This window comes from Frigoribacterium sp. PhB116 (genome assembly GCF_004364285.1).
GTDB lineage: Bacteria > Actinomycetota > Actinomycetes > Actinomycetales > Microbacteriaceae > Frigoribacterium.
On the sequence record NZ_SOBE01000002.1, the window covers coordinates 686,390 to 711,922 of the forward strand.

General features: G+C 72.1%; 23 protein-coding genes. 15 read left to right on the forward strand and 8 right to left on the reverse strand.

Going from position 1 to position 25,533, the window contains the following annotated elements:
* Positions 1-2: 2 nt before the first annotated feature.
* Together EDF20_RS09680 and EDF20_RS09685 are read right to left on the reverse strand one after the other, a co-directional pair.
* Complete coding sequence (locus EDF20_RS09680) at positions 3-611, reverse strand: hypothetical protein (protein ID WP_133738509.1); 609 nt, start codon at positions 609-611, stop codon at positions 3-5.
* Entirely contained in the window at positions 608-871 is a 264-nt protein-coding gene (locus EDF20_RS09685; protein WP_133738510.1) for a hypothetical protein, read from the reverse strand. The genes EDF20_RS09680 and EDF20_RS09685 overlap by 4 nt, the downstream gene beginning before the upstream one ends.
* A gap of 95 nt (positions 872-966) precedes the next feature.
* Here EDF20_RS09685 and EDF20_RS09690 point away from each other — a divergent pair, with 95 nt between their 5' ends.
* The 5 genes from EDF20_RS09690 to EDF20_RS09710 all read left to right on the forward strand — a co-directional run bounded on the left by EDF20_RS09690 (position 967) and on the right by EDF20_RS09710 (position 5,679).
* Complete coding sequence (locus tag EDF20_RS09690; RefSeq protein WP_133738511.1) at positions 967-1,209, forward strand: hypothetical protein; 243 nt, start codon at positions 967-969, stop codon at positions 1,207-1,209.
* Between the two features lie 9 nt (positions 1,210-1,218).
* Positions 1,219-1,509 carry a hypothetical protein gene (locus EDF20_RS09695; protein WP_133738512.1) on the forward strand — a complete coding sequence of 97 codons (291 nt, stop codon included), beginning with the start codon at positions 1,219-1,221 and terminating at the stop codon, positions 1,507-1,509.
* Positions 1,510-1,799: 290 nt separating this feature from the next.
* Positions 1,800-3,365, forward strand: coding sequence for a hypothetical protein (locus EDF20_RS09700; RefSeq protein ID WP_133738513.1), 1,566 nt, complete (start codon positions 1,800-1,802; stop codon positions 3,363-3,365).
* A gap of 552 nt (positions 3,366-3,917) precedes the next feature.
* Positions 3,918-4,829 (forward strand): patatin-like phospholipase family protein, encoded by a 912-nt coding sequence (locus EDF20_RS09705; protein ID WP_133738514.1) that lies wholly within the window; start codon positions 3,918-3,920, stop codon positions 4,827-4,829.
* Positions 4,830-5,112: 283 nt separating this feature from the next.
* On the forward strand, positions 5,113-5,679 hold the full coding sequence (locus tag EDF20_RS09710) for a Rho termination factor N-terminal domain-containing protein (protein WP_133738515.1): 567 nt from the start codon (positions 5,113-5,115) through the stop codon (positions 5,677-5,679).
* A gap of 103 nt (positions 5,680-5,782) precedes the next feature.
* Here the strand turns inward: EDF20_RS09710 and EDF20_RS09715 are convergent, their stop codons facing one another.
* The 3 genes from EDF20_RS09715 to msrA form a co-directional block, all read right to left on the reverse strand.
* Positions 5,783-6,991 carry a cysteine desulfurase-like protein gene (locus EDF20_RS09715; RefSeq protein WP_133738516.1) on the reverse strand — a complete coding sequence of 403 codons (1,209 nt, stop codon included), beginning with the start codon at positions 6,989-6,991 and terminating at the stop codon, positions 5,783-5,785.
* Positions 6,992-7,053: 62 nt separating this feature from the next.
* Positions 7,054-10,821 (reverse strand): fibronectin type III domain-containing protein, encoded by a 3,768-nt coding sequence (locus EDF20_RS09720; protein WP_166644793.1) that lies wholly within the window; start codon positions 10,819-10,821, stop codon positions 7,054-7,056.
* 108 nt (positions 10,822-10,929) lie between these two features.
* Positions 10,930-11,487, reverse strand: a complete 558-nt coding sequence (msrA, locus tag EDF20_RS09725; protein WP_133738518.1) for a peptide-methionine (S)-S-oxide reductase MsrA — start codon at positions 11,485-11,487, stop codon at positions 10,930-10,932.
* A gap of 123 nt (positions 11,488-11,610) precedes the next feature.
* Between msrA and EDF20_RS15705 the strand changes: the two genes are divergently transcribed.
* The 3 genes from EDF20_RS15705 to EDF20_RS09735 all read left to right on the forward strand — a co-directional run bounded on the left by EDF20_RS15705 (position 11,611) and on the right by EDF20_RS09735 (position 14,491).
* The gene (locus EDF20_RS15705; RefSeq protein ID WP_166644794.1) at positions 11,611-11,784 is read left to right on the forward strand and encodes a hypothetical protein; all 174 of its coding nucleotides are present in this window, start codon (positions 11,611-11,613) and stop codon (positions 11,782-11,784) included.
* A 367-nt stretch (positions 11,785-12,151) separates the two neighbouring features.
* Positions 12,152-13,777, forward strand: coding sequence for an ABC-F family ATP-binding cassette domain-containing protein (locus EDF20_RS09730; protein ID WP_133738519.1), 1,626 nt, complete (start codon positions 12,152-12,154; stop codon positions 13,775-13,777).
* A 120-nt stretch (positions 13,778-13,897) separates the two neighbouring features.
* Positions 13,898-14,491, forward strand: coding sequence for a MarR family transcriptional regulator (locus EDF20_RS09735; protein WP_123548092.1), 594 nt, complete (start codon positions 13,898-13,900; stop codon positions 14,489-14,491).
* A gap of 898 nt (positions 14,492-15,389) precedes the next feature.
* Here the strand turns inward: EDF20_RS09735 and EDF20_RS09740 are convergent.
* Together EDF20_RS09740 and EDF20_RS09745 are read right to left on the reverse strand one after the other, a co-directional pair.
* Positions 15,390-16,289: a siderophore-interacting protein gene (locus tag EDF20_RS09740; protein ID WP_133738520.1), complete on the reverse strand. Its 900-nt coding sequence runs from the start codon at positions 16,287-16,289 to the stop codon at positions 15,390-15,392.
* 14 nt (positions 16,290-16,303) lie between these two features.
* Entirely contained in the window at positions 16,304-17,302 is a 999-nt protein-coding gene (locus EDF20_RS09745; RefSeq protein WP_133738521.1) for an iron-siderophore ABC transporter substrate-binding protein, read from the reverse strand.
* A gap of 82 nt (positions 17,303-17,384) precedes the next feature.
* Between EDF20_RS09745 and EDF20_RS09750 the strand changes: the two genes are divergently transcribed.
* The 4 genes from EDF20_RS09750 (at position 17,385) to EDF20_RS09765 (ending at position 21,245) form a co-directional block, all read left to right on the forward strand.
* Entirely contained in the window at positions 17,385-18,458 is a 1,074-nt protein-coding gene (locus tag EDF20_RS09750) for an iron chelate uptake ABC transporter family permease subunit (protein ID WP_133738522.1), read from the forward strand.
* 98 nt (positions 18,459-18,556) lie between these two features.
* Positions 18,557-19,519 (forward strand): iron chelate uptake ABC transporter family permease subunit, encoded by a 963-nt coding sequence (locus tag EDF20_RS09755; protein WP_233569122.1) that lies wholly within the window; start codon positions 18,557-18,559, stop codon positions 19,517-19,519.
* Between the two features lie 131 nt (positions 19,520-19,650).
* On the forward strand, positions 19,651-20,400 hold the full coding sequence (locus EDF20_RS09760; RefSeq protein WP_123548337.1) for an ABC transporter ATP-binding protein: 750 nt from the start codon (positions 19,651-19,653) through the stop codon (positions 20,398-20,400).
* A gap of 164 nt (positions 20,401-20,564) precedes the next feature.
* Complete coding sequence (locus tag EDF20_RS09765) at positions 20,565-21,245, forward strand: SDR family oxidoreductase (RefSeq protein WP_133738523.1); 681 nt, start codon at positions 20,565-20,567, stop codon at positions 21,243-21,245.
* A 45-nt stretch (positions 21,246-21,290) separates the two neighbouring features.
* Here EDF20_RS09765 and EDF20_RS09770 read toward each other — a convergent pair whose 3' ends face one another.
* Complete coding sequence (locus tag EDF20_RS09770; RefSeq protein ID WP_123548099.1) at positions 21,291-21,782, reverse strand: MarR family transcriptional regulator; 492 nt, start codon at positions 21,780-21,782, stop codon at positions 21,291-21,293.
* Positions 21,783-22,029: 247 nt separating this feature from the next.
* On the opposite strand from EDF20_RS09770, the gene EDF20_RS09775 reads away from it, so the two are divergent.
* From EDF20_RS09775 to EDF20_RS09785, 3 genes are read left to right on the forward strand one after another with little or no spacing between them, the layout of a single operon-like run.
* Positions 22,030-23,697, forward strand: coding sequence for an ABC transporter substrate-binding protein (locus EDF20_RS09775; protein ID WP_133738524.1), 1,668 nt, complete (start codon positions 22,030-22,032; stop codon positions 23,695-23,697).
* Positions 23,698-23,700: 3 nt separating this feature from the next.
* Positions 23,701-24,654 carry an ABC transporter permease gene (locus EDF20_RS09780; protein ID WP_123548101.1) on the forward strand — a complete coding sequence of 318 codons (954 nt, stop codon included), beginning with the start codon at positions 23,701-23,703 and terminating at the stop codon, positions 24,652-24,654.
* A complete protein-coding gene (locus EDF20_RS09785; protein ID WP_133738525.1) occupies positions 24,654-25,532 on the forward strand; it encodes an ABC transporter permease in 879 nt (292 codons plus the stop codon). The genes EDF20_RS09780 and EDF20_RS09785 overlap by 1 nt, the downstream gene beginning before the upstream one ends.
* Position 25,533 lies beyond the last annotated feature (1 nt).

Here is a 25,533-nt window from a genome sequence, read left to right on the forward strand (position 1 = left end):
TGTCAAGCCTGTCGGGCGCGACCAGCCGTGTTTCCTGGCTCAATGGTCGGCACTGTTGTGAAAGTGAACGGTGCGTCCCAACCTTCTTGCTCGATGAGCTTCGACAGCGGCATAGACAGGTTCTCCTGTAGTTCCGGATGATCCGCGATGTCGTTAAGGCGCGATGCGATCATGTGGATGCCCAAGAGCTTGGTGTCCGGTGCGGCCACGTCACGACGTATCGCCATAAGGAGATCAGCCATGAGGCGGAAGGTCACCATCATCGGCGGATTGCCATTGGCTGATGTCCTGTATCGGAGGAAGGCATCGACCACTTCATCCGATCCGAAAACGATGACCCAGTTCTGGAAGTCCGCTATGACGTTCTCAAAGTCAGCCAACGCGTTCTTGGTTCGCGTGGGGGTCAGCATGTCTCCCATGGCGTCCACGAACGGCTTGTAGACCTCGAACTTTTTCTCGGCAACCCGCTCTTCGAGGGCCCGAAGACGGGCCGACTCTGACTCGGCTTGCTGGGCTCGCCGTGCGGACTTTGAAGCCCACACGGCTGAGAAAATAGCGACGGCGGCGGGGGCGACCAGTGTGATGATCTGAAGCCAGAGCGGGAGCGTCATAGGTCGGAGTCTGGCACGACCCATAGGCGCCCTCTTCCGCTTACGCCCGGGTGCTGCGGCCCCTCCGGGTCGATGATCGGGTTGAGATCGTCGTCGAGCTTCACTCCGTGCTGTTTTAGGAGAAGCTGCGTGAGGCGGTCGATCTTCTCGTCACGCTTCGAGAGGGTGCCGTTCGTCTGGCTGCGAATCAATTCGAGCTTCTCGCTCTGCTTGCTCTGGGCGGGTCCGAGCCGGCCGAACACCGCGAGGTTGCCGAGCACGGTCGTGCCGAACAGGAGGAAGGTCGACGTCGGTCGGCCCGTGACTTCGAGGATGATGAAGCCGCCCCACGAGGTTCAGGGCGAACACCGGGACGATGACGAACCACTTCCCTTTCGCGCATCAGGACATCCATCTGTGGGTCAACAAGAAGTGGATCAACCACCAGGCGATGCAAGGCCGGGGCATCGTCGACATCGGGGCTCTCGACCCTGCGCTGAATCCTCGCGGGCCGGGTGCTCTTCCGCAGAGCGACTTCTACGACCTCGAGCAGCCCCGGGTGCAGGGTTATCCGAACTACAGTCAGGATCCTCAGCCCTCATGGCATCTGCGCCCCTAGGAGGCACTGGTGTTCATCGAGAAGTACCGGTACTTTCGCCAGGTGGCCATGCCCACGCGCTGGCTCCTCTTCGCTCGCGGGGAGACGGAGTACGAAGTCATGTCAGCACCCGGCGTCGTCCGACGGGTGCCTTTGTCGCGGGTCAGGGAGGCGCTGGGCGCTAAGCGCGTCGCAACGTCTCGTCGCGACTTCCAGGAGTGCGACATGACGGCGGCCCGGCTGTTCCGCGAGGGCAGCGACCTCTGGGTCGAGTACCCGACCGGCATCACCGTCAGCACCGACGAGCTGTCGATGCCGTGACGCGGGAATCCCGGTAGGACGGCGACGTGGTGGAGTTCCGCTTTAACAACTAGGCCGCGTCAAAGGAGCTGCGGAGCTGCTGCTTCCCCTCTGTGGCGCTCTCACTGTTCGTGTGACCGTAAGTTGGCAACGCGCCTCGTGCTGCCTGACAGAGCACTTGCAGTCAGGTCGAACAGAGCGTCGCTCCCGTCATTGTGCCTGTCTAGAGATGTTGAGAACGCTAGCAACTTTTAAACCCATAAACATATCACTAGCGTGTTATTGGTCCGTCCTCATGTTACGGTGTACTCATGTCGAGCTTCAGCATTACCATGCCCCCTCAAGTTCGCGATCGAGTGTCATCGTCCGTCGCCAGCATCGATTCCCCTGTAGGCCAGCTTGCGGTCGTCATAGATATCCTGCAGAAGCATTTCGACAAACGTGTTGAAAAGTTCCGTCGGGAGCACCTCATACGCGAGCTCGGCTTTGTCGTCACAAAAGGTTTGCCTTCTGCGGACCAGCAAGCTATCGCACGAGCCGGGCGGCGTAACCTAGTGATTGATAGCTCAACCAGAAGTGCGCAGTTTCGAGACATCCAGGCCAGCAGGGCAGCGCGAGGGATTCTAGAACGAGTTGTGCTCACACCGATCACGGGCGCATCTGTTCCAAGTCCGTCTCAACTTAGGGAGTTGATGCGTATAGGTGAGTCGCTCACGACCCTCGAGACGTTGCGTTCGATAGCCGAACTTGCGGAGAGGGCAGAGCAAGGCTCAACCACAGCACCCCATCTGGGACACGTGACCATCGCCGCAGACAGAACAGGTCTGAGGATTGCGTACGAAGCTGGTGACTTCGATCTGCAGCGGTGGTTGCTGCTCGTGGAGCGCCCGATCAGCCGCGGCGAAATCGACCTCAGTCTGCTCGGGGATCTCGACCAACCTGCCGGCTGGGTTGCCCCTGGACTGGAAGCCATATCCCAGGCAGCGGCTCAGGATCTCGGATTTTCCATCGACGAACTCCTGGACACACTTACGGTGCTCCTGCGTCACTGTCTCGATCGAAGATATGAGTTCCTAGGTTTTGACGGATTGCCCGTCGGCCCCACCATTTCCAGGGCCGCAGTGGACTATCTCACGTTCTCGGACGACGACATGAGCATCGAAAGTCTGCGTCCGAGCCATACGCGGCATCAGCATAAGCGGGTCTGGACTAGCCCACTCCTCAAAACTGGCGGTCGCTACTACATCTTCCGTGATGTCGTTTTCGAGGCGGTGCTCCGGTGGGCTCGTTATCTAACCCAGGGCGATTGGCCGGTACCGCGGAACACGCTCAGAGAGACGGCGCCACGCCTTCATCGTGCCCTCGAGGATCGCAGCCGGGAGTCCGGACCGTTGTTCGAGCGCTATGTCGGTTCGCGTCTGGACGAGACGGGTCTCCCTTGGGCCTCGCTGAAGAATGGTGCACGCGTCGGCAGTGTGAAGCTCTCGCGCGAAATCGACTCGGTTGTCATTGATGCAGCCCAACGCAAGATCCATGTTCTCGAGTTCAAGAACATGAGCTCAGATCAGAATGCAAAGTCCCTCCAGAACGAACTCAAGAAGTTCCTCGGCGAGTACGCCGATAAGCTCGACCGCTCTGTCCGAGAGGTGGAACTCGACAAGCTGGCCTTCGTCAAGCGGGTGTCCGAGCTCAATGGATCAAGCTCTGGTGACGTCGGCGAAGCTGCGAGTTGGTCTGTCGTCGCCGCGTTCGTATTCAGCAGCCACAGCCCCATCGAGTGTTTGACTGCGCCCCAGTCGTTTGTCGGCACTGACGCGGATCGCGTGAAAGACCTTTTCGCTCCACCGCAGGAGATGGTCGAACTGGGCGCTTCGTAGAAGGAACGCCCGTTGCACAGAGGGTGCAGCAGTGTCCCTCACCATCACTCCTAGCCTCGACTTCCGCGCTGACGCCCGCGCCGCCCCCGGGATCTCGCGCCCCGTCTTCGGCAGTCAGATAGCCGTCGTCGTGTAGTTCGACGCGCAGTCGGCCACTGAAGAGACCGAGGCGTAGCAAGTCGTCTAGCGGCAGCTCGTGTGCGATGAGGGCCACCCCGTCATGACGTCTGACGTCATCTCGGCCCGACCGTGCTACGGCGTCTCATCGGTCTTCGTGTAGGCGGGCGGCACCGATGCGGACGACCTGCCGGGGCAGTCGATGTGGTCCCGCTCTACGGCATGGCCACCGACCGCTTCGGCGTCGTCTGGGTGCTCAACCTCGAGGTGACGTGGGGTGCTAGCCGGGCTGGGGGCTGATGCGCGGGGCGACGGAGGCCCTCGACGGTGCGTGGCAGAGCGAGGTCGACTGACCGGGGCGGCGGCACCTGAGAGGACCGGCCAGGCTCCGGTCGTAGCGTGGGCCGGTTCCCACCACGCTCACCAGGAGGTCCCATGACCGACACCGCCCCCACCACCTCCCCGGCCCCGGCCGGACCCCGCACCGCCGTCGTCCTCGGCGGCGGCGGCATCACCGGCATCGCGTGGGAGCTCGGCGTGCTCGCCCGCCTGCTCGAGGCAGGCATCCCGCTGGGCGACGCGGACCTCGTCGTCGGCACCTCCGCGGGCTCGGTCGTCGGGACGACCCTCCGCCTCGGCGCGAGCGGCATCGTCGACGCGTACGCCGAGCAGCTCGTGCCCGCGACGGCGACCCACGAGGCCGCCCTCGACGGCGAGGACTTCATGCAGCGCATCGGCCAGGCGATCCAGGGGGCGACGAACGCCGAGGAGGCGCGGGCCCGGCTGGGCGCACTGGCCCGGCAGGTGCCCGTCACCGGCGACGAGCCCGAGCTCGTCACGACCATGCGCGAGCGCTTCGGCGCCGACGCCGCCTGGCCCGAGGGCCCGCTGGCCATCTGCACCGTCGACGCGACCGACGGCGAGTTCCGGGTGCTGACGGCCGCCTCCGGCGTGCCCCTGCACGTGGCCGTCGCGGCCAGCTGCTCGGTCCCGCTCGTCTGGCCGACCGTGGAGGTCGACGGGTGTCCGACCATGGACGGCGGCATCCGCTCGGGCACCAACGCCGACGTGGCCGACGCCGCCGAGCGCGTGCTCGTCCTGTCGTGCGGGCCGGAGCTCGCACAGTCCCCGCTCGGCCCGACCCTGCCCGGCGTCGTCTCGACCCGGATGGGCGCCGACCGGCCCGTCTTCGTCATCGAGGCGGACGACGAGAGCCTCGCCGCCTTCGGCGCGAACTCCCTCTCGAGCGCGAACCGCGGCCCTGCCGCCGAGGCCGGGCGTCGTCAGGCCGAGGGCGTCGTCGAGGCCGTTCGCGAGTTCTGGGCCGGCACCGCCGCCGGCGTCTGAGCAGCGGACATCAAACCGAGACAGATACGTGTCCGCCGTGCAACAGCTGGCCGGTGCGGCGGTCGGATCGGCAGGATCACTCTCAAATTACGGACAGGGCAGGTCGCGCGGCGCGGCACCGGCCTCGAACACCCGCTAGTGGACCGTGCACCACGTCGTTTCGGGGTGTTCCGTCCACTCCGGGGTGCTCCGTGCTGACTGGGAGACGCCTCCGAGCGGGCTGCAGCCCGGCTGGACCAGTGCCAGGCTGAGGTCGATCCCGCACCCGATCCGAGGAGGCCCCGTGGCCAGCACGAAGAAGCTCCAGAAGGCCGCGACCGCGGCGCTCGACTCCGCTCTCGACGCCGTCGCGGACGCGCGCAAGGGCGTGAAGACGCTCGCCAAGGCCGACGGCGCCAAGAAGGCGAAGAAGGCGCGCGGCTCGGCCGAGGACGCCCTCGACACCGCGGCGAAGAAGATCAAGGACGCCGAGAAGGCGACGAAGAAGGCCGTCAAGAGCGCGACGAAGAGCGCGTCGCAGGGCTCCTCGAAGGAGGCGCCGACCGCCTCCTCGGAGACCACCGCCACCCCTGCCCCGAAGCCCACGAAGTCGCACGAGCAGGTCGAGGCCGAGGTCGCGCAGAAGTCCGTCGTCCCCACGACGAGCGCGCCGAAGGGCCCGGGCGCTGCCTACATGCCCCCGCTGCCGCACGCCGACGAGACCACGGTCACGGCGCACGACGGCTCCGAGGCGCACGTCGACCTGCACGCCCAGACTCTCGTCTCGCTGCGTCAGCTCGCCACCGACAAGGGCGTCACCGGCGTCTCGCGCCTCACGAAGGCCCAGCTGATCGAGAAGCTCCAGGCCTAGCTCCCGAGCCCGCCGTCCGGCCGACGGGCGCTGAACTCGCGCGAACTGCTGACGGGCTCGGCCCGCAGGGCAGTTCATGCCGGCTCGCCGTCGTCGGCACGGCTCAGGCGGCGATGAACTCCTCGACGCCGGCGACGAGCCGGTCGACGTCGGTCTGGTCCGTGTACGGCGCGAGGCCGATGCGGAGCCCGGTCGTGTCGTCGTCGAGGCCCATCGCCCGCCACGCCTCGATCGCGTAGAAGTGCCCGGCCGGCGCGAGCACGTCCCGCGTCGCGAGGTGTGCGGCGAGCTCGCGCATCGAGCGACCCTCGATCGTCACGTAGAGCGTCGGCGTCCGTCGGGCCGCCCGCGAGCGGACCGTGAGGCCGGGCACCCGCGCGAGGCGCTCCTCCAGCGCGACGCGCAGCGCCGTCTCGTGCTCGTGCACCGCCGCGAAGGAGGCGACCAGCGCCTCCCTGCGCGCCGTTGCGTCGCCGGGAGCGATCGCGGCGAGGAAGTCGACGGCGGCCGTCGCCCCGGCGAGCTGCTCGTAGGGGAGCGTGCCGAACTCGAAGCGCTCGGGCACCACGTCGGTCGACGGCAGCAGCTTCGCCGGCCGGATGCCCTCGAGCAGCTCGGGGTCGGCGCCCAGCACGCCGCAGTGCGGTCCGGCGAACTTGTAGGGCGAGCAGACGACGAAGTCGGCTCCGAGCGCGACCCGGTCGACGAGCTCGTGGGCGGCGTAGTGGACCGCGTCGACCCAGACCAGGGCGCCGACGGCGTGCGCCCGGTCGGCGATCGCCGCCACCGGCGGCTGCGTGCCCAGCAGGTTGGAGGCGGCGGTCACGGCGACGAGGCGAGTGCGGTCGGTGATGGCTGCGGCGGCCGACTCGAGGTCGAGCTCGCCCGTCGCGGGGTCGAGCTCGATCCACGTCACGGTCGCGCCGACGGCCTCGGCTGCCTGGACCCACGGCCGGATGTTGGCGTCGTGGTCGAGTCGGCTGACGACGACCTCGTCGCCGGGGCCCCAGGACGCCGACAGGTGGCGCGCGAAGTCGTACGTGAGCTGGGTGGCGCTCCGGCCGTGGACGACGCCCTCGGGCGGGACCCCGAGGAAGTCGGCGTAGGCGGCGCGGAAGGCCTGGACCGTCGCCTCGCTGTTGCGCTCGGAGGCCGTGCTCGTCCCGCGGATCGACGTGGGGCCCGTCATCGCGGCGAGGATCGCCTCGCCGACGACGCGCGGCGTCTGGGTGCCGCCCGGTCCGTCGAAGTGGGCGATGCCCGAGGAGAGGGACGGGTAGGCAGAGCGGAGGGCGGCGACGTCGAGGGGCATGCACCCTGCTTACCAGGTGCCGGTGCCCGCGACGCCGCCGCCCTCCCGCGCGGCGCCGCTGCCTACCCTCGCGGGCGGCCCCGCCTCGAGGAGCGGACACGCAGCAGCGTGCCCAGCGCGCCGAGCAGCACCCCGCCGGCCACGGCGGCCAGGGCGCCGTCGTCGCCGGTCGTCGCGAGGGCTCGACGCGACGCGGTCGGCGCGGGTGCGAGCCCGGCACGAGCCGGGACGACGGACGCGGGGCCGGCGACCGCCCCGGGGAGTCCGCCGGCGGCGGGCAGTCCGCCGAGGCCGGGCCGGCCTGCGCCCGGGTCCGCGACGGGGTCGATCCGGACGGAGACGCTCACCGGCGCGATGGTCGTGCCTGCCCCGTCGAGCACCGCCACCAGGTGGTGGTCGCCGGCCTCCGCCTCCTCGGGGATGCGCCCCTCGAGACGGATCGTGCCGTCGGCCCCGACGACGCCGGCGGCGAGCACGCGGACCACCGAGTGCAGCTCGAGCGAGACCGCGGCACCGACCGGGAGGTGGTCGGCCGTGAACACGATCGGGTCGCCGGCCGAGACGGTGCGCCCCTCGAGGCTGGTGCCGTCGGGCCGCGAGATGGTCGGGGCGAAGACGAACGGCGTGGAGGTGGCGACGGTGCTCCAGGCGCCGGCGCCGGCCGCGTTGACGGCGCGGACGCGGACGTCGACGGGCGTGCCGTTCGCGAGACCCTCCAGCACGGCGGCGAGGCGCGTCGAGCTGGCCGCCACGAGGGTGCCGTCCGGCGCCGCGGCCTCGACCTCGTACCGGGCGACGGCCGCGCCGCCGTCCCACGCCGGGGCGGACCAGGTCGCGCCGACCATGCCGTCGCCGGGCGAGAGCGCGAGGCCGGCAGGGGCGTCCGGCACGGTCCGGGGCGTCGCCGCAGCGACGGTCGACGCGGCTCCCGGGCCCGCCGCGTTCACGGCCCGCACGCGGAGCTCCTGCTCGGTGCCGTTGCGCAGCCCCGTGAGGGTCGTCGCCGTCGTCTCCGCGTCCGTGCCGCGAACGGTAGCCCAGCCGTCGTCGACGCGCTGTTCGACGAGGTAGCCCGTGACGGCGTCGCCGCCGTCGTCGACCGGGGCGCTCCACGTCAGCGTGACGACCTCGACGCCGGCGGCAGCCGCCGGGCTGGCAGGTGCTCCGGGAGTGGTCCGGGGAGTGGTCGACACGACGTCCGAGGCGCTGCCCGGTCCAGCCTCGGTGACCGCGGTGACCCTGAAGGAGGCGGCCGTGCCGTTGGCGAGACCCGAGACGGTCCGCGTGGTGCCCGTCCCCGAGACCTCCGCCGGGGCCCAGTCGCTGTTGCCCGTCGAGGTCTCGACGAGCCACGACGTGACGGGCGAGCCGCCGTCGTCGACCGGGGCGGCCCAGCTCAGCAGCGCACCGCGGTCCTGCGGGAGCGCCGTCAGGGCCAGCGGGGCGGAGGGCGCCGACCGCGGTGTGGCCACGACGGTCTCGCTGACCTCGGAGTCGCCGGCGGCGTTCACCGCGGTCACGCGGAAGGAGGCGCGTACGCCGTCGACGAGGTCGTGGACGACGGTGCCGGGCACCAGCGACGTGCCGACGCGGGCCCAGCCCTGGTCGGTGGACGCCTCGACCACCCATTCCTGGACGGGGGAGCCGCCGTCGGAGGGGACGGTCCACGTGAGGGCGACCGAGCGCGGGCCGGGCTGCGCCGTCAGGTCGGCGGGTGCCGACGGGACGGTGCGCGGCGTCGTCGAGATGCCGGCGGACGCGGCCGACCGACCGCGCTCGTTCAGCGCGGTGACCGTCACGTCGTAGGTCGTGCCGTTGGACAGGCCCGTGACGGTCGTCCGGGTCGACGACGCCGGGAAGACCGAGCGGGTCCCGTCGGCACCGGTCACGACGACCTCGTAGCCGAGCAGGGCCGACCCGCCGTCGGCCGGCTCGCTCCAGCTGAGCGCGACGCTCCGGTCGAGGGGCACGGCGACCACGTCGTCGGGCGTCGCGGGCACGCCGAACGGCACGACGGCCACGGTCGGGCTCGTGGCCCCGCCGCCCGCGGCGTTGCGGGCCGTGACGCGCACGAGGGCCTCCTCGCCGTTGTCGAGTCCGGCGAGGACCGACGTCGTGACGGAGGGGCCGAGCTGCTGCTGGGTCCAGCTCGTGCCGCCGTCGGTGCTGTGCTCGAGCAGCCAGCCGGTCAGCGGCGAGCCGCCGTCGGAGTCCGGGGCCGTCCACGAGACCGTCGCCGTGCGGTCGCCGGCCGCTGCGACGACCGATCGCGGCGCGTCCGGGGCGCGCCGGGGAGTTCCGGTCGCTGAGGACCGTGGGCCCTCGCCGGCTAGGTTCTCGGCGGAGACGACGACCCGGTACGGACTGCCGTTGCGCAGCCCGTCGAGCACGACGGAGGCGCCGGTCACGACGACCGTCCGCTCCTGTCCGCCGTCGGACAACGCCACGACGTAGCGGGTCACGGCAGAGCCGTTGTCCGCCGCCGGGGCCCAGGAGAGGGAGAGGGACCCGTCGCCGGGGACGACCACGGGCGAGCCGGGAGCCGAGGGGAGCGTGTACGGGACCGCCGTGGCGGTGCCCGGCGCGCTCAGGCCGAGTGCGTTGCGCGCCTGGACCAGGAACGAGTACGAGGTGCCCGGCCGGAGCCCGGCGACGGTGCTCGTCGTGCCCTGGACGGTCTCCTGGCGCTGGACGACCGTGCCGGACGCCGTCTCGGACACCACGAGCTGCCAGGACACCACGGGCGAGCCCCCGTCGGAGGAGGGCGCCGTCCACTGGACGACGACGTCCGACGTGGGCCCAGGGGTCGCCGTCACCGCCGGTGCGCCGGGCACCGAGACGGGTCGGGCGCTCGCGGTGCCGCTGGCCGGGCTCGTGCCGGCGGCGGAGGTCGCCGAGACGCGGAACGCGTACGTCGTGCCGTCGGTCAGCCCCGTCACGGCTGCCGTCGTGCCCGTGACGCGGGCGGGCGCCGCGGGGCCCCAGGCGCCTCCTGCGGGCTGCTGCTCGACGAGGTAGCCGGTGACGGGCGTGCCGTTCGTGGTCGACGGGGTCCACGAGAGCGAGGCGGACGACGCGCCGGCCGAGGCGGTGAGGCCCGTCGGGGCGGCCGGGGGAGCGGCGGGCGTCGTCGGCGCGGACGAGGCCGACGGGCCGGTGCCGGCCGCGCTGAGGGCGGCGACGGTGAAGACGTAGCTGCGGCCCGTCGTCAGGCCCGTCACGTCGAGCTGGGTGCCCGGTGCGGGGACGTCGGCGCTGCCGCCGTCCCAGGTGACCCGGTAGGAGGTGAGCGCCGGGCCGCCGAGGTCGGCCGGCGGCGACCAAGTGACGCCGACGCTCCCGGCGCCGGTGGCCGTCGCGACGACGGACCGGGGGGCGCTCGCGGGGCGAGCGGCGAAGTCGAACGAGATGAGGTACTGGATGACCTGGCCGTAGGTCGGGTCCGTGGCGGTGGCGGAGAACTGCGCGTAGCCCACGTTCTGCGGGACGCCCGTGATGCGGCCCGTCGACGAGAGGCTCAGGCCCGGCGGCGGGGCGTCCACCGCGGCCCAGGCGGAGTTCATGCTGCTGGCCGAGGCCGGGATCTGGTGGTCGTAGGGCTGCCCCACCGTGCCGGGCGCGGCCGTCAGGTAGCCGTAGTTGCTGCCGCCGCCACCGCCGCCGCCGCCGCACGCGCAGCTCGGATCGGAGATGCCGAGGGCCACGCTCGGCACCACGAGACCGCTGAAGACCGTCAGGGCAACGAGCGCGAGGGCCAGACGATGCAGTCGTCCGCGTCGGCGACCGTGACCCGAGGTGCTCAGGGGGGCAGGCGTGGTCAGATCGTTCATCCGTCGGTCTCCGTCGTGAGGGTGCCCGCCGCTCAGGGAGGCGGCGGGCATCCTCACGATAGATCGCTGGATACCACTGGGTATGCACCCCGTTCGGGGCTGCGGCGACTAGCTCGCGACGGACTCCTGCTCGCGCTTCGGCAGGACCCAGCCCGGACGCACGAAGTGGCAGGTGTAGCCGTTGGGGAGCTTCTCCAGGTAGTCCTGGTGCTCCTCCTCCGCCTCCCAGAAGTCGCCCACGGCCTCGACCTCGGTGACGACCTTGCCGGGCCACAGGCCGGAGGCGTCGACGTCGGAGATGGTGTCGAGCGCGGTCGCGCGCTGCTCGTCGGACGTGAAGAAGATCGCCGAACGGTAGCTGTCGCCGATGTCGTTGCCCTGGCGGTCCTTCGTGGACGGGTCGTGGATCTGGAAGAAGAACTCGAGCAGCTCGCGGTAGCTGATCACCGAGGGGTCGAAGATGATCTCGACGGCCTCGGCGTGGCCGGCGTGGTTGCGGTATGTGGCGTTCGGGGTGTGGCCGCCCGAGTAGCCGACACGGCTCGAGACGATGCCGGGTCGACGACGGAGCAGCTGCTGCGCGCCCCAGAAGCAGCCGCCGGCGAGGACCGCTCGCTCGGTGGTGGTGCCGGTGGCAGGGGAGGCGTCGGGTGCGATGTCGTTCATGGTCGAGAATCTACGCCCGACGTCCGACAGCACCGTGTGGCCGGGCCGAGAGCCGGCTGTGCGCACCCCGCACCTTGTGCCCCGGAGGTTGCGCCTCCGTGGCCGCCCCGCGAGGATCGACCCATGGAGACCTTCATCATCGCCCTGATCGTCCTCGGCGCCGTCGTGGTGATCGTGGGGATCCTCATCGCCCTGGTCGCGCCCGTGCTGTCGGCCGCACTGGAGCGCCGCGCCGCGTCGAAGGGCCGCCTCGTGGCCGAGTCGCCTTACCGCACGCCTCGCCCGCCCCGCCGCTGAGGGCGGCGCGGCCGCGCGCGTGCCCGACGCCGCGGAGAGCGACCGGGTCGCCCGCGGGAGTGGTGCCTCGGGAGCGCAGCCCTGCCGTGAAGCTCATCGACGCTCCGCGAGGCACCTGACCGGGGGTTCACGACGTCCCGGCCTGAGATCACGGTACGACGGCCCCAGCGAGATCACCAATCGCAAAATCCCTGGTCAGAGGCGTGAAAATCCCTAGACGCCCTAGCGATGCGGCGCGACCAGGCATTTCCTCCCGACACGCCCGGGCCAGGCTCTGTCCGTTTCGCGCAGTCCTGAGGCGTCCTCGTCGACGCGACGGGCGCCTCCTCGGCTCGTCGGCCCCGTCCCGCCCTGGGATGATCGTCGGATGAGCCTCATCCGACTGCACGACGTGTCCGTCCGCTTCGAGAACGCCCCCGTGCTGCGGGAGGCCTTCTTCCGTCTCGAGCAGGGCGACCGGGTCGGCCTGATCGGACGCAACGGCTCGGGCAAGTCGACCCTGCTCAAGCTCGTGCTCGAGCAGGTGCAGCCCGACGCCGGCACGGTCACGGTCGAGCCGGGCACCCGCATCGGCTACTTCTCCCAGTTCAGCGAGCTGGACGGCACGGCGACGGTCACGGAGGTGCTGCAGGGCCTCTTCGAGGGCGTGCGCGCCATGGAGGCCGAGCTGGCCGAGATCGACTCCGCCATCGCGGTCGCGGCCGTGGACCCCGACCAGGGCGACGAGCTGACCCGGCTGATCGACCGTCAGGCCGAGCTCTTCGCCGAGATGGACCGCCAGGACGGCTGGGACTACCCGCGCCACATCGACACGGCCCTCACGACGCTCGGCTTCACCGAGGAGCACCGCTCGCTGCCCATCGACGACCTGTCCGGCGGCTGGCGCAACAGGGCGGCGCTCGCGAAGATCCTGCTCGAGCAGCCCGACGTCCTCCTGCTCGACGAGCCCACGAACTTCCTCGACGTGGCCGGCGTCGAGTGGCTCGAGCAGTGGTTCCGCGACTTCCGCGGCGCCGCCGTCGTCGTCTCGCACGACCGGCAGTTCCTCGACGCGGTCGTCACGCGCATCGTCGAGGTCGAGGCGTTCCACCTGCACGAGTACCCCGGCGACTTCGGCGAGTACGTCGTGCAGAAGCAGTTCCGGCTGAAGACGATCGAGCAGCAGTTCGCGCACGAGTCCGAGCTGCTCGCCTTCGAGTCCGAGGGCATCGCTGACCGGCGCGAGGCGGTCAAGGTCGCCAAGGCCGCGAAGGCAGGAGGCGCGGGCGGCCTCACGAAGGAGCTCGCGAAGATCAAGAAGCAGCGCGCGCCGCGCCCGGTCGACCAGATCATCACCGAGATCTACGGCGGGCTGCACGTCAAGGACGTGCTCTGCCGCGTCGAGGGGCTCGGCAAGTCGTACGGCGACCGCGTGCTCTTCGACGACGTCTCGTTCGAGCTCCGGCGCCGCGACCGGATGGTCGTCTCGGGCTCGAACGGCAGCGGCAAGAGCACGCTGCTCCGCGTGCTGGCGGGGGAGGAGCGGGCCGACCGGGGGCGCGTCGACTGGGCCGGCGGTGCGCGGGTCGTCTCGTACGACCAGGTGCTCGCCGACCTCGACGACCAGGACACGGTGACCCACGCGGTGAACGCCATGCCGGACAGCCTGGCGCTCACGGCCACGCGCAAGTCGGTCGGCCGGTTCCTCACGATGTTCCAGTTCTCGGAGGCCGACGTGAAGCAGCGGATCGGCGCGCTCAGCGGCGGCCAGCGGGCCCGCGTGGCCATGGCGCAGTGCCTGCTGTCGGGCGCCTCCGTGCTGTTGCTCGACGAGCCGACGAACCACCTCGACCTCGCGAGCACGCAGGTCATGGAGCGCGCGCTCGTGCACTTCCCGGGCGCGGTCGTCGTGGTCAGCCACGACCGGTTCTTCAGCGAGAAGGTCGGCAACCGCCGGGTCGTGTTCGGGGCGGAGGGCGCCGCCGTCGGCGAGCTGGAGGTCGGCGCGGCCTAGCCAGGCCTCCGCCTGTCCGCGCCCGCAGCCCAGGGGGTGTTGACTGAGGACGCTGCGCCAGTCAGGTCTGTCGTGGAGACTCCTCTCCCGCGAGCACCGACACCCAGAAGCGAGGCCGTCATGGCCACCCCCGCACCGCGCACACCCGACACCCTCCCGCTCGAGGACCCCGCCTCGCAGGAGGGGCCGGCCGACTCCCGACCTGCCCTGCGGAACGCCCAGGTGGTCGGCACCGGCATGCCGCTGCTCGAGGAGCGAGCGCCGACCGACGCCGCGAGCGAGATCCTGGCCCGGATGCGCCGGGTCCGCGACGCCGACATCGCCTTCGCCCTGCAGCTCCGTCAGCAGCTCGACCTGAGCGGCAACGACCTGGCCGCCGTGACGCTGATCCAGCACTGCGAGGCGAAGGGCACCAACGCTCACGCCAAGGACATCGCGCATCAGCTCGGCGTGACGAGCGCGGCGGCCACGATCATCGTCGACCGGCTCGTCGCCCTGGGCCACGTGCTGCGCACCGACGACCCGGCCGACGGGCGGCAGCGCATCCTCAGCCTCACGCCGAGCACCTGCGAGCTCCTCGAGAACGCCACCCGGGAGGCGGACCGGGCGCTCGCCGAGCTGGCCGCGACCCTCTCGACCAGGGAGCGGACACGGCTGACGACGCTGCTCGACGCCGTCGCCGAGATCCTCGACGCCGGGCCTGCCGCCTCCTAGGGCTGCTCCGCGGGGGTCCGTCACGACCTATCCGCTTTGCGAAGTCCCTCGCACGATTAGCTTCGTGCATTAGGTAGGGCCCTCGCGGGGGCATAGCTTCGAGGTACCGGATCTTCCCCTCCGGCGCCCTCCGCCGATACGCCGCCAACATCCTGGTGGTCCTTCGCGGGGCGCTGTGCACCCGGTTGACGCGAGGCCAGCTACGCCTCAGATCACGGCCGTGTCCCATGACGACGATCGATCCTGTCCGAACTGCCGCCCGCCCGCTCCTCCACGTCCGTGAGGTGCCCGCGCCGGCCACCCGCCCTCCGCTTGCATCCCGTGGCGCGAGCAGCTACACCACCGCTCCCGGTGCCGTGCCCGTGCGCATCGGCTCCTACCGACGCGGCGCTCGTGCGTCGCGCCCCGCAGCCCCGGTCGTCACGGCCGAGCTGACCTACGGCGACTTCTTCGCCACGCCCGGCACCTAGCGCCGCGGCGTCGCCCTCCGCGACGCCTCCTCGTCCGGCACCGTCCGGCAGTCGGCACCCCGACGCACTCCCCCTGTCCCGCACCCCGGTGCAGGGCGGCCCCCTCAGCTCCCCTCACCCGAGAGGCACCACCGTGACCCCGTCATCGTTCACCCCCGTCCCCGCCGTCGACCACCTGTCCGTCGCGACCGAGGCCATCGACGTCATCTCGCTGATCTCCGCCCAGGACGCCGCATGACCGCCGCCGAGCTGGCCGCCCTGCCGCCCGAGGCGCTCGTCGACCTCGTCCGTCGCGTGCTGCGCGAGCCCACCGCGCGCTAGGGCCCTGCCCCGCGGACGGTCGCGTCACGTCGAGACCCCCGAGAACCGCCGAGGCCCTCCTGTGCGCAGGAGGGTCTCGGCGGTCCCGCAGGGCGTCGACGCCGGCGTCAGTCGGCGAAGAGCGCCCCGACGGGCTCGCGCTTCTCGGCCTGGAACGCGTCCTCGACGCGGCCGAGCGCCCAGTAGGCGCTGAGCGACAGCGACGACCGCTCGAGGCCCCAGGTGTCGTGCAGGACGACCCGCGCCTCCTTCATGGCGCCTCGCTCGCCGTGGGCGAAGACGCGCACCGGCGACGTGGGCGGCGCCAGCCCGCGGAGCGCCGTCAGCAGCGCATCGCCCGGACGCGCCCCGGCACGGTGCAGCCAGCGGAGCTCGACCCCGTCGGGTCGGGCGAGCACGAGCTCGTCGTCGACCCCCTCGACCTCGATCAGCGCCAGCCCGCGGGCGTCGGGCGCCATCGACTCGAGCGCGGAGGCGATCGCCGGCACCGCCGAGTCGTCGCCGAGCAGCAGGTCGGGCACGGCCGGGTCGTCGGACGGCGACCAGAGCCCGCCCGGGCTCGACATCTGCAGCCGGTCGCCGGGCCGGGCCGCGAGCGCCCACGGCCCTGCGACGCCCTCGTCGCCGTGCACGACGAAGTCGACGGCGATCGTCCGCGCCACGGCGTCGACCGAACGGATCGTGTACGTCCGTCGCACCGGCAGCTCGTCCGGCCCGAGGCGGCCGCGCAGCTCGTCGAGGTCGAACGGCGGCTGCAGCCCCCGGTCGGGTCGCGGGGGCAGCAGCAGCTTGACGTAGCGGTCGGTGGCCGCCAGCCGCTCGGCCCCGGCCTCGACGAACCCGTCGAACGCCTCGCCGCCGAGATGGACCCGCACGAGGTGCGGTGACAGGCGCTCGGTCCGCTCGACCACGAAGACGTGCTGGGCACGCACCGGCCGGGCGGCCCGGACGCCAGCCGCGACGGGCGCGGCGGCAGCGGCGGCCGAGGAGGCGGCGGCGTCGGTCACGCGGGACTCCCCGGTCAGTTCTGGGTCGCCGTCTCGAGCAGCGGCACGAGCTGGTCGAGGGCGTACTGACGCGAGAGCGCGCTGCTCAGCGAGTACGCGGCCGAGACGTCGCCGTCGATGACGAGGTCGTGACCGGCCTGCACGGCCGGCACGGCCTTCCACTGCGGGTCGTCGGTGATCTCGGTCGTGGCGATGTAGATCGGGAACGCGACGATCACGTCCGCGTCGATCACGTCGAGCTGCTCGGACGAGATCGTCACCGAGAACCCGCCCGAGTTCGGCGTGAGGGCCGCGATGGCGGGGTTCTGCTCGAAGCCGAGCTCCTCGAGCAGGTCGACGCGCTCGCTGCCCTCGACGTAGGCGCCCCAGCCCTCGCTGGTCTTCGTGGCGGCGGTCACGGTGAGGCCGTCCCACTCGGGGTGCGCCTGGGCGACGGCCTCGACGGCCGACTCGCTCTCGTCGACGAGGCGGTCGCCCTCGTCCTCGAGGCCGAGGGCGGTCGAGACGAGGTCGAGCTGGTCCTCGAAGTCGGTGAGGTAGTTGTCGCCGCCCTCGGGCACGCCCACGGTCGGGGCGATGCTCGAGAGGCGGTCGTACCGGTCCTGGTCGCCGGAGCCCTTGGTGTCGAGGATGAGGTCGGGCTCGAGCGCCGCGATGGCCTCGTAGGAGGGCTCGAGCGTGCCGATGATCTCGGGCGACTGGTCGTAGAGGCCCTGGGCCCAGGGGCCGACGCCGTCGGCCTCGTCGCCGAAGGCCAGCCAGTCGGAGGCGCCGACCGGCTGCACGCCGAGGGCGAGCGCGGTCTCGGCGTCGCCCCAGCCGAGGGCGACGACGCGCTTCGGCTGCTGGTCGATCGTGACCTCGCCGAACTTGGTGTCGACGCTCGCGGGGAACGTGCCGGCCGCGACGCTCGGGCCGCTGGTGGCGGTGTCGTCGGAGGCGCCGGCGGAGCAGCCGACGAGGGCGAGGGAGGTGGCGGCCAGGACGGCGACGAAGGTGACGGGGGAGCGCATGGGGGTGTCCTTGGGACTCGGGGGCGGGGTGCTGGCTCGCGTCGGGGCGAGTCCCAGGTGAGGGTAGCCTAAGCTCATCTGCATGGCGACCACCACCCCGCCCGGAGCAGTCCGGGCCCCGCGGGCCGCCGCCCGGACCCGCCGGAGGGTCGCGGGCCTCGTCGTCGCCGCTGTCCTGCTGGCGGTCGCGCTCCTCCTCAGCCTCGCCGTCGGCGCCCGTCCCGTCGCGCTCGCCGACGTGGTGCGGGTGCTGGGCGGGCTGCTGTCGGGCGGCGCCGCCCCGGCCGGCGTCGCGCCCGCCGACGTCGCCGCCGTCCTCGACCTGCGCCTGCCGCGCACCGCGGCGGCCCTCGTGGCCGGGGCGGGCCTCGGGGTCGCGGGCGCCGTGGTGCAGGCGGTCACGCGGAACCCCCTCGCCGACCCCGGCATCCTCGGCGTCACGGCGGGCAGCGCGTTCGCCGTGTCGATCGCCGTCGGCTTCGCCGGGGTCACCGCCGCGAGCGGCTGGATCTGGTTCTCGTTCGTCGGTGCGGCCCTCGCCGCGGTCACGGTCTCGCTGGTCGGGGGTGCCGGCAGGTCCGGCGGCAGCCCCGCGCGGCTGACGCTCTCGGGCATCGCCCTGGGGGCCGTGCTGAGCGGGATCACCTCCTCCATCGTGCTCGCCGACCCGCGTCGCTTCGACGCCGTCCGCGCCTGGGAGGTCGGCTCGCTGGCCGACCGCGGCTGGGGGCCGGTCGCGACCGTCGCCCCCTTCGTCGTGGTCGGCGTCGTCCTCGCGCTGCTGGTCTCGCGTCCGCTCGACGCGGTGGCCCTCGGCGACGACCACGCCTCGTCCGTGGGCGTCTCGGTGCCCCTCGTGCGCGTGGCCGCCCTCGTCGTCGTGACCCTCCTGGCAGGAGGCGCGACGGCCGTGGTCGGGCCGATCGCGTTCCTGGGGCTCATGGTCGCGCACGCCGCCCGCGGCGTCGTCGGGGCCAGCCAGCCGTGGACGATCGGGCTGAGCGCCCTGCTGGGGCCCGTGCTGCTGCTGATCGCCGACGTGCTGGGTCGGGTCGTCGCGCCTCCGGGCGAACTCGCCGCAGGCCTCGTGACCGCGGCGATCGGCGCACCCGTGCTGATCGTCGTCGCCCGCCGCCTCACGGGCGGCGCTCGGTGAGCGGCCTCGACCTGCGGAGCCGTCTCCGCTCAGGCTCCGACCCCGGTCCCGGCTCAGGCCTCGGTCCCGGCCGCCTCCGGCCCCGCGGTCGTCGTGCCGTGGCCACCGCCTCCCTCGCGATCGTCGCCCTCGTGGTCGCGGTGCTCGCGCTCGGCCTCGGCGACTACCCGCTCAGCCCGCCCGAGGTGCTGCACGCCCTGCTCGGCGGCGACGGGTTCGCGTCGACGATCGTGCTGCAGTGGCGGCTGCCGCGCGTCCTCGCCGCACTCGTGTTCGGGGCCGCGCTGGGCGCCTCCGGGGCGGTGTTCCAGTCGCTGACCCGCAACCCCCTCGGCTCGCCCGACGTGATCGGCTTCTCGACAGGGGCCTACACGGGTGCCATCGTCGTGATCGTCTCGGGTGCTGCCTCCGCCGTGGGCACGGCTCTCGGCGCGCTCGTCGGCGGCCTCGCGACGGCACTCGTCGTGTACCTGCTCGCGTGGCGCAAGGGGGTGCACGGGCTGCGGCTGATCATCGTCGGCATCGCCGTCACGGCCCTGCTGCACTCCGTCAACAGCTGGCTGCTGCTGCGGGCCCAGGCCGAGGTGGCCCTGTCCGCGTCGTTCTGGGGCGCCGGGTCGCTGGCCCTCGTCGGCTGGTCGGAGCTGCTGCCGGGCGCTGCGCTGATCGCAGTGCTGGCGGTGCTCGTCGCGGGCCTGGCACGGCCCCTCCGTCAGCTCGAGCTCGGCGACGACGCGGCCCGCGCCCACGGCCTGCGCGCCGAGGGCACGCGCCTCGCCCTCGTGGTGCTCGCCGTCGCGCTGACCGCGGTCGTCACCGCCAGCACGGGGCCGATCATCTTCGTCGCGCTCGCCGCGCCCCAGCTCGCCCGTCGGGTCGTGCGCTCGGCCGGGGTCCCCCTGCTCGGCGCCGCGCTGGTCGGCGGGCTGCTGCTGCTCGTCGCCGACGTCGTCGCCCAGCACGTCACCACCACGCCCGTGCCCGTCGGCCTCGTCACGCTCGTGATCGGCGGCGCCTACCTGATCAGCCTGCTCGTCGCAGAATCCCGGAGGACCCGGTGACCGACCCCGTCACGCCCGACCCGCTCGTGCCCGGCCCCGTCCCGCGCGGCGGCGCCACGCCTGCCGGCGCCAGACCCGGCGGCGCCACGCGCGCCGACGCCACGCCGCGGCTCGCCGCCCGAGCCGCGCACCTGGCGTACGACCGCCGCACCGTCTCGGCGTCGATCGACGCCGAGGTCCGCGACGGCTCGTTCACGGTGATCGTCGGGCCGAACGCCTGCGGCAAGTCGACCCTCCTGCGGGCGTTCTCGCGCCTCCTCGCCCCCCGTTCCGGAGCCGTGCTGCTCGACGGACGCGACCTCGCCAGGGTGCCCGCGAAGGAGGCGGCGCGCACGGTCGGCCTGCTGCCCCAGTCGTCGACCGCACCCGAGGGCATCACCGTGGGCGAGCTCGTGTCCCGGGGCCGTTACCCGCACCAGGGCATGTTCCGGCAGTGGTCGGACGCCGACCGGGCCGCCGTCGCGACCGCGCTCGCCGAGACCGACCTCGTCGACCTGGCCGAGGTGCCGGTCGACGAGCTCTCGGGCGGACAGCGGCAGCGCGTCTGGGTCGCGATGGCGCTCGCGCAGCAGACCTCGGTGCTGCTGCTCGACGAGCCCACCACGTACCTCGACATGGCCCACCAGTACGACCTGCTCGACCTCTTCGCGCGGCTGCACGAGCAGGGCACGACCGTCGTCGCCGTGCTGCACGACCTCGCGCAGGCCGCGCGCTACGCGACGGACCTGATCGTCATGAGCGACGGCGAGGTGGTCGCGACCGGTGCCCCGGCCGACGTGCTCACGGCCGAGCTCGTCGAGGACGTCTTCGACCTGCCGTGCCTCGTGGTGCCCGATCCCGTGACGGGGACGCCCCTGGTCGTGCCGCGCCGGCGGCGCTGACCCGGCGACGGGCCGCGCCGCTGCGGGTCGAGAAGCGCCGCGAACGGGACGACCTGCCGCGGGGCCCCGCGTCGGTTTGTCCCTTCTGCGTTGTATCGCGGCTTCGGGCACGGCCCAGCGGCGCGGCCGGGCGGGTGCTCGGGTGCCGCGCGTACGCTCCGGGCATGACCGATCTGCAGGGAGCCGTCGTGCTCGTCGCCGGGGCGTCGGGCGGCCTCGGCAGCCGGATCGCCGCGCAGCTGTCCGACCAGGGGGCCGTCGTCGTGCGGGCCGGACGCGCCGGGGGAGAGCTCACCGGGCCCGACGCCTACGTCGCCGACCTCCGCGAGCCGGGCGGGGGCGCGTCGCTCGTCGCCGCGGCGCTCCAGGCCCACGGGCGTCTCGACGGTGTCGTCGTCGCAGCGGGCGTCGTCGGGTTCGGACCTGCCGACGCCGTCAGCGACGAGGCTCTCGACGAGCTGGTCCAGACGAACCTGCTGGCACCCGTCCGCCTGCTGCGCGACGCGTCGGAGGCGCTCGCCGCGTCCGCAGCCGCGGGGCGTGAGCCGTTCGCCGTCACGATCAGCGGGGTCGTCGCCGAGTCGCCGACCGCGGGCATGGCCGCGTACTCCGCTGCCAAGTCGGGCCTGGCCGCGTGGGTGAGCGCCGCCTCCCGCGAGTTCAGGAGGCGCGGCGTCCGCCTCGTGGACGCGCGACCCGGGCACACGGAGACCGGACTCGCGACGCGGCCGATCACCGGCGAGGCGCCGAGCTTCCCGACCGGGCTCGACCCCGACGCGGTCGCGGCCCGCATCGTCCGGGCGATCGTCGACGGCGAGAAGGACCTGCCCAGCACCAGCTTCTGACCGGGCGCGTCAGGGCTGGTCCCGTCAGAGCTGGTCCGTCGGGGATCAGGCGAAGCCGGTGCCCAGCTCGCGCAGCAGGTCGGCCAGCTGGTCGCGCTGCTGACGGGTCAGCGACCCGAGCGGCGAGTGCTCGGCCTCGAGCAGGTCGAGCATGGCCCGGTCGACGAGGTCGACGCCCTCCTCGGTGATGCGGATGAGGGCGGCGCGGCCGTCTCGCGGGTCGGCGCGGCGTTCGACGAGGCTGCGCTCGACGAGCCGGTCGAGCCGGTTCGTCATCGTGCCGCTCGTGACCATGGTGGCCGTGACGAGGTCCTTGGGGCTGAGCTCGAAGGGGTCGCCGGCCCGGCGCAGGGTCGACAGCACGTCGAACTCCCAGATCTCGAGGCCCGAGCGTCGGAACGCCTCGGCGCGCACCCGGTCGAGTCGTCGGGAGATGCGTCGCAGCCGCGAGAAGACGTCGAGCGCTGCGAAGTCGATGTCGGGCCGCACGCGCGCCCAGGCGTCGATGATCAGGTCGACCTCGTCGTTGGTGTTCACGCAGCAGTCCTCTCGGGCGGGGGGCACCCCCGATCATGCCCCTCGAAGGTGCGGGTCGCCTCGACGCCGCCCCGCGCGCGCCTTCGCGGCGTGCGCGGCCTGCCCCGTGAGCTCCCACTCGACCCGCATCGCCCACCCTCGTCCGGGGCACGTTTTACACGTCCGTAACAAGTTGTATACAAGAGCGCGTCATCGGGACTGATTGCATTCAATCCACTTCCTCCCGCACCCGAGCATCGGACCACACATGCCTCTGACCTCGCTCTCCTCGCGATCTGCCGCCCGGCGTCGCGCGCTCACGCTGCCGGCCGCAGCCCTCGGCATCGTCCTCGTGGCGACCGGGTGCCAGCAGGTCCAGACGGCCGACACCGCCGCCACGAGCAGCCGGGAGGACATCTCGACCGCCCCGATCGGCGACGCGACGATCGTCGAGGGCGGCGACCTCGTCATGGCGCTCTCGGCCGAGCCCGACCGGCTCGACCCGACCACCTCCTCGTCCCTCTACACGCGCTACGTGATGGAGACGATGTGCCAGAAGCTGTACGACATCGACGCCGAGGGCGCCATCGTGCCGATGCTCGCCACCGAGCTGCCCGACGTCAGCGACGACGGCCTCACCGTCACGTTCCCCGTGCGCACGGACGCCGTCTTCGCCGACGGCACCCCGCTCGACGCGGAGGCGGTCGTCGGCACCCTGCAGCGCGGCCTCGACAAGGACGACTCGTCACGCCGCAGCGAGCTCGGCCCGATCACCGGCATCTCGGCGGTCGACGACGCGACCGTCGAGGTCACCTACTCCGAGCCGTTCGCCCCGCTGACGGCGGCCCTCGCCGACCGTGCGGGCATGGTGATGTCGCCCACGGCGCTCGCCTCGGCCGGCGACGCGTTCGGCGACGCCCCCGTCTGCGTCGGCCCGTACAAGTTCGTCGAGCGCGTGCCGCAGACCTCGATCACCGTCGAGCGCGACCCGCTCTACTACGACGCCGAGTCGGCCCACTTCGACACGATCAGGTACCGCATCATCACCGACGCGAGCATCCGCGCGGCGAACCTGCAGTCGGGCGACGTGCAGGTCGCCGACTCGATGTCGACGCAGGACGTCGGCACGCTGAAGGAGGACGACTCCCTCACCGTGCTCGAGGTCGGCTCCCTCGGCTACCAGGGCCTGACGGTCAACATCGGCAACCAGGACGGCATCGGCACCGAGCCCGTGCAGCTCGACGGCCCGCTCGCGAGCAACGCCGCGGTGCGCCAGGCGCTCTCGATGTCGATCGACCGTGAGGCGCTCGTGAAGACCGTCTTCGGCGGCCTCTACGACCCTGCCTGCTCCCCGATCTCGCCGAGCAGCCCGTTCGCCACCGACGCGAGCGACGCCTGCCCCGACTACGACCCGGAGGCGGCGGTGCAGATGCTCGAGGACGAGGGCGTGGAGACCCCCCTCGCGATCGACATGCAGGTGAGCAACAACCCGGACACCGTGCGCTTCGCCCAGGCGCTGCAGGCCCAGGTCGCCGAGGGCGGCTTCGAGCTGACCATCACCCCCGTCGAGTACTCGACGCTGCTCGACGTGCAGACCGAGGGCGACTTCGAGGCGCTGCAGCTCGGCTGGTCGGGCCGAATCGACCCGAACGGCAACATGTTCAACTTCCTGTCGACCGGCGCCGGCAACAACTACAGCGGCTACAGCGACGACGAGGTGGACGAGCTGCTCAGCGACGCCGCGTCGACGACCGACGTCGACGAGCGGGCCGAGCTCTACGGCCAGGTCGTCGAGAAGGTGCAGGAGGACTCGCCGATCATCTGGCTGTACCGCGTGCGCAGCCTCACCGCGCTGTCGAACGACATCGCCGGCGTCTCCACCTTCGCCGACGGCGTCGTGCGCCTCAGCACCGCCGCCTTCGTCGAGGCCGACTGAGCCATGGCACGCTACCTCCTCACCCGCCTGTGGCAGTCGGCGGTGACGCTCGTGCTCGCCTCCGTCGTGGTCTTCGTCGGCGTCCGGCAGCTGCCGGGCGACCCTGCCCTCGCCCTGGCGGGTGAGGAGGCCAGCCCGCAGCAGGTCGCGGCCATCCGCGCCGACCTCGGGCTCGACGACCCGCTCGTCGTGCAGTACCTCCGCTTCGTCGGGGCGTTCCTCCGGGGCGACCTCGGCCAGTCCACCCGGACCGGCACCCCCGTCGCCGACCTGATCGGCGCGACGCTGCCGGTCACCCTGTGGCTCGCGCTGTACGCCATCGTCGTGGCCGTGCTCGTCGGCGTCGCCCTGGGCGTCGTCGCCGAGCGCTGGCGCGGCCGCTGGCCCGAGTGGATGGCCAACGCCGCCGCCCTCGTCGGCCTGAGCGTGCCGAACTTCTGGCTCGGCATCCTGGCCATCCTGTGGCTGGCCGTCGGGCTGGGCATCTTCCCCGCCTCCGGGTACGTCCCCGTCACCGAGGACCCGTGGCAGGCGCTCGTGCACCTGACCCTGCCGGCGCTCATCCTCGGCACCTCCCTCGCCGCCGTGATCATGCGGCAGACGCGGGCCTCGATGATCGAGACGATGACGACGGACTACGTCCGCACGGCCCGCGCCAAGGGCCTCGGACGGGGCCGGGTGCTGCTCCGCTACGGGCTCCGCAACTCGATGATCGTCGTCGTGACGATCGTCGGCCTGCAGCTCGGCGGGCTGATCTCGGGCGCCGTCGTGACCGAGCGCATCTTCGCCCTGCCGGGCTTCGGCAAGCTCACCCTCGACGCGGTCTTCACGCGCGACTACCCGGTCGTGCAGGCCGTCGTGCTCGTCATCACGCTCGGCTACATCCTGATCAACCTCGTCGTCGACGTGCTCTACAGCGTCCTCAACCCGCGCATCCGAGTCGGAGGAGCCTCCTGATGACCGTCCTCGTGCCCACCTCCCACGAGCTCGGCTCCGACCGGGGCCGCGTCTGGGGCCAGCTGCGCCGCAACAAGCTCGGCGTGATCGGCGGCGTGATGCTGCTCGTCGTCCTCGTCGCGGGGATCGCCGCCCCGCTGATCGCGCCGTACGGCCCGGCCGAGGTGCACTTCGACGCCCCGTTCCAGCTGCCCGGCACGATCGGGTACCTGCTCGGCACCGACGACCTCGGCCGCGACATCCTCTCGCGCACGGTCTACGGCATCCGCGTCTCGCTCGTCGTCGGCGTGCTCAGCGTCGTGCTGGCCGTCGTCGTCGGCACCCCGCTCGGGCTGATCGCGGGCTACTGGCGCTGGCTGGACGCGATCGTGTCGCGCCTGACCGACGTGATGCTCGCGTTCCCGTTCCTCATCATCGCCGTGGCGCTCGCCGCCATCAGCGGACCGAGCCTCGGCAACGCGGTGGTCGCCCTCGGCATCGCGCAGATCCCCACCATGATCCGGGTGGTGCGCGGCGAGACGATGCGCATCCGCTCGACCGACTTCGTGCTGAGCGCCCGCACCATGGACGCGACCGGCCTGCGGGTGATCTTCGCCCACGTCCTGCCGAACTGCGTCTCGGCGATCATCGTCCAGGCGACGGTCATCATGCCGGTCGCGGTCATCGGGGAGGCGCTGCTGTCGTTCCTGGGGCTCGGCATCCAGCCGCCGACGGCCAGTCTGGGCATCATGCTCTCCGACGCGCAGCAGTACCTGTCGAACGCACCGTTCGCGGCCGTCGTCCCGGGCCTCGCCATCGCCGTCATCTGCCTCGGCTTCAACCTCGTCGGCGACGCGCTCCGCGACGCCCTCGACCCGACCTCCCGCGAACGGACCTGAT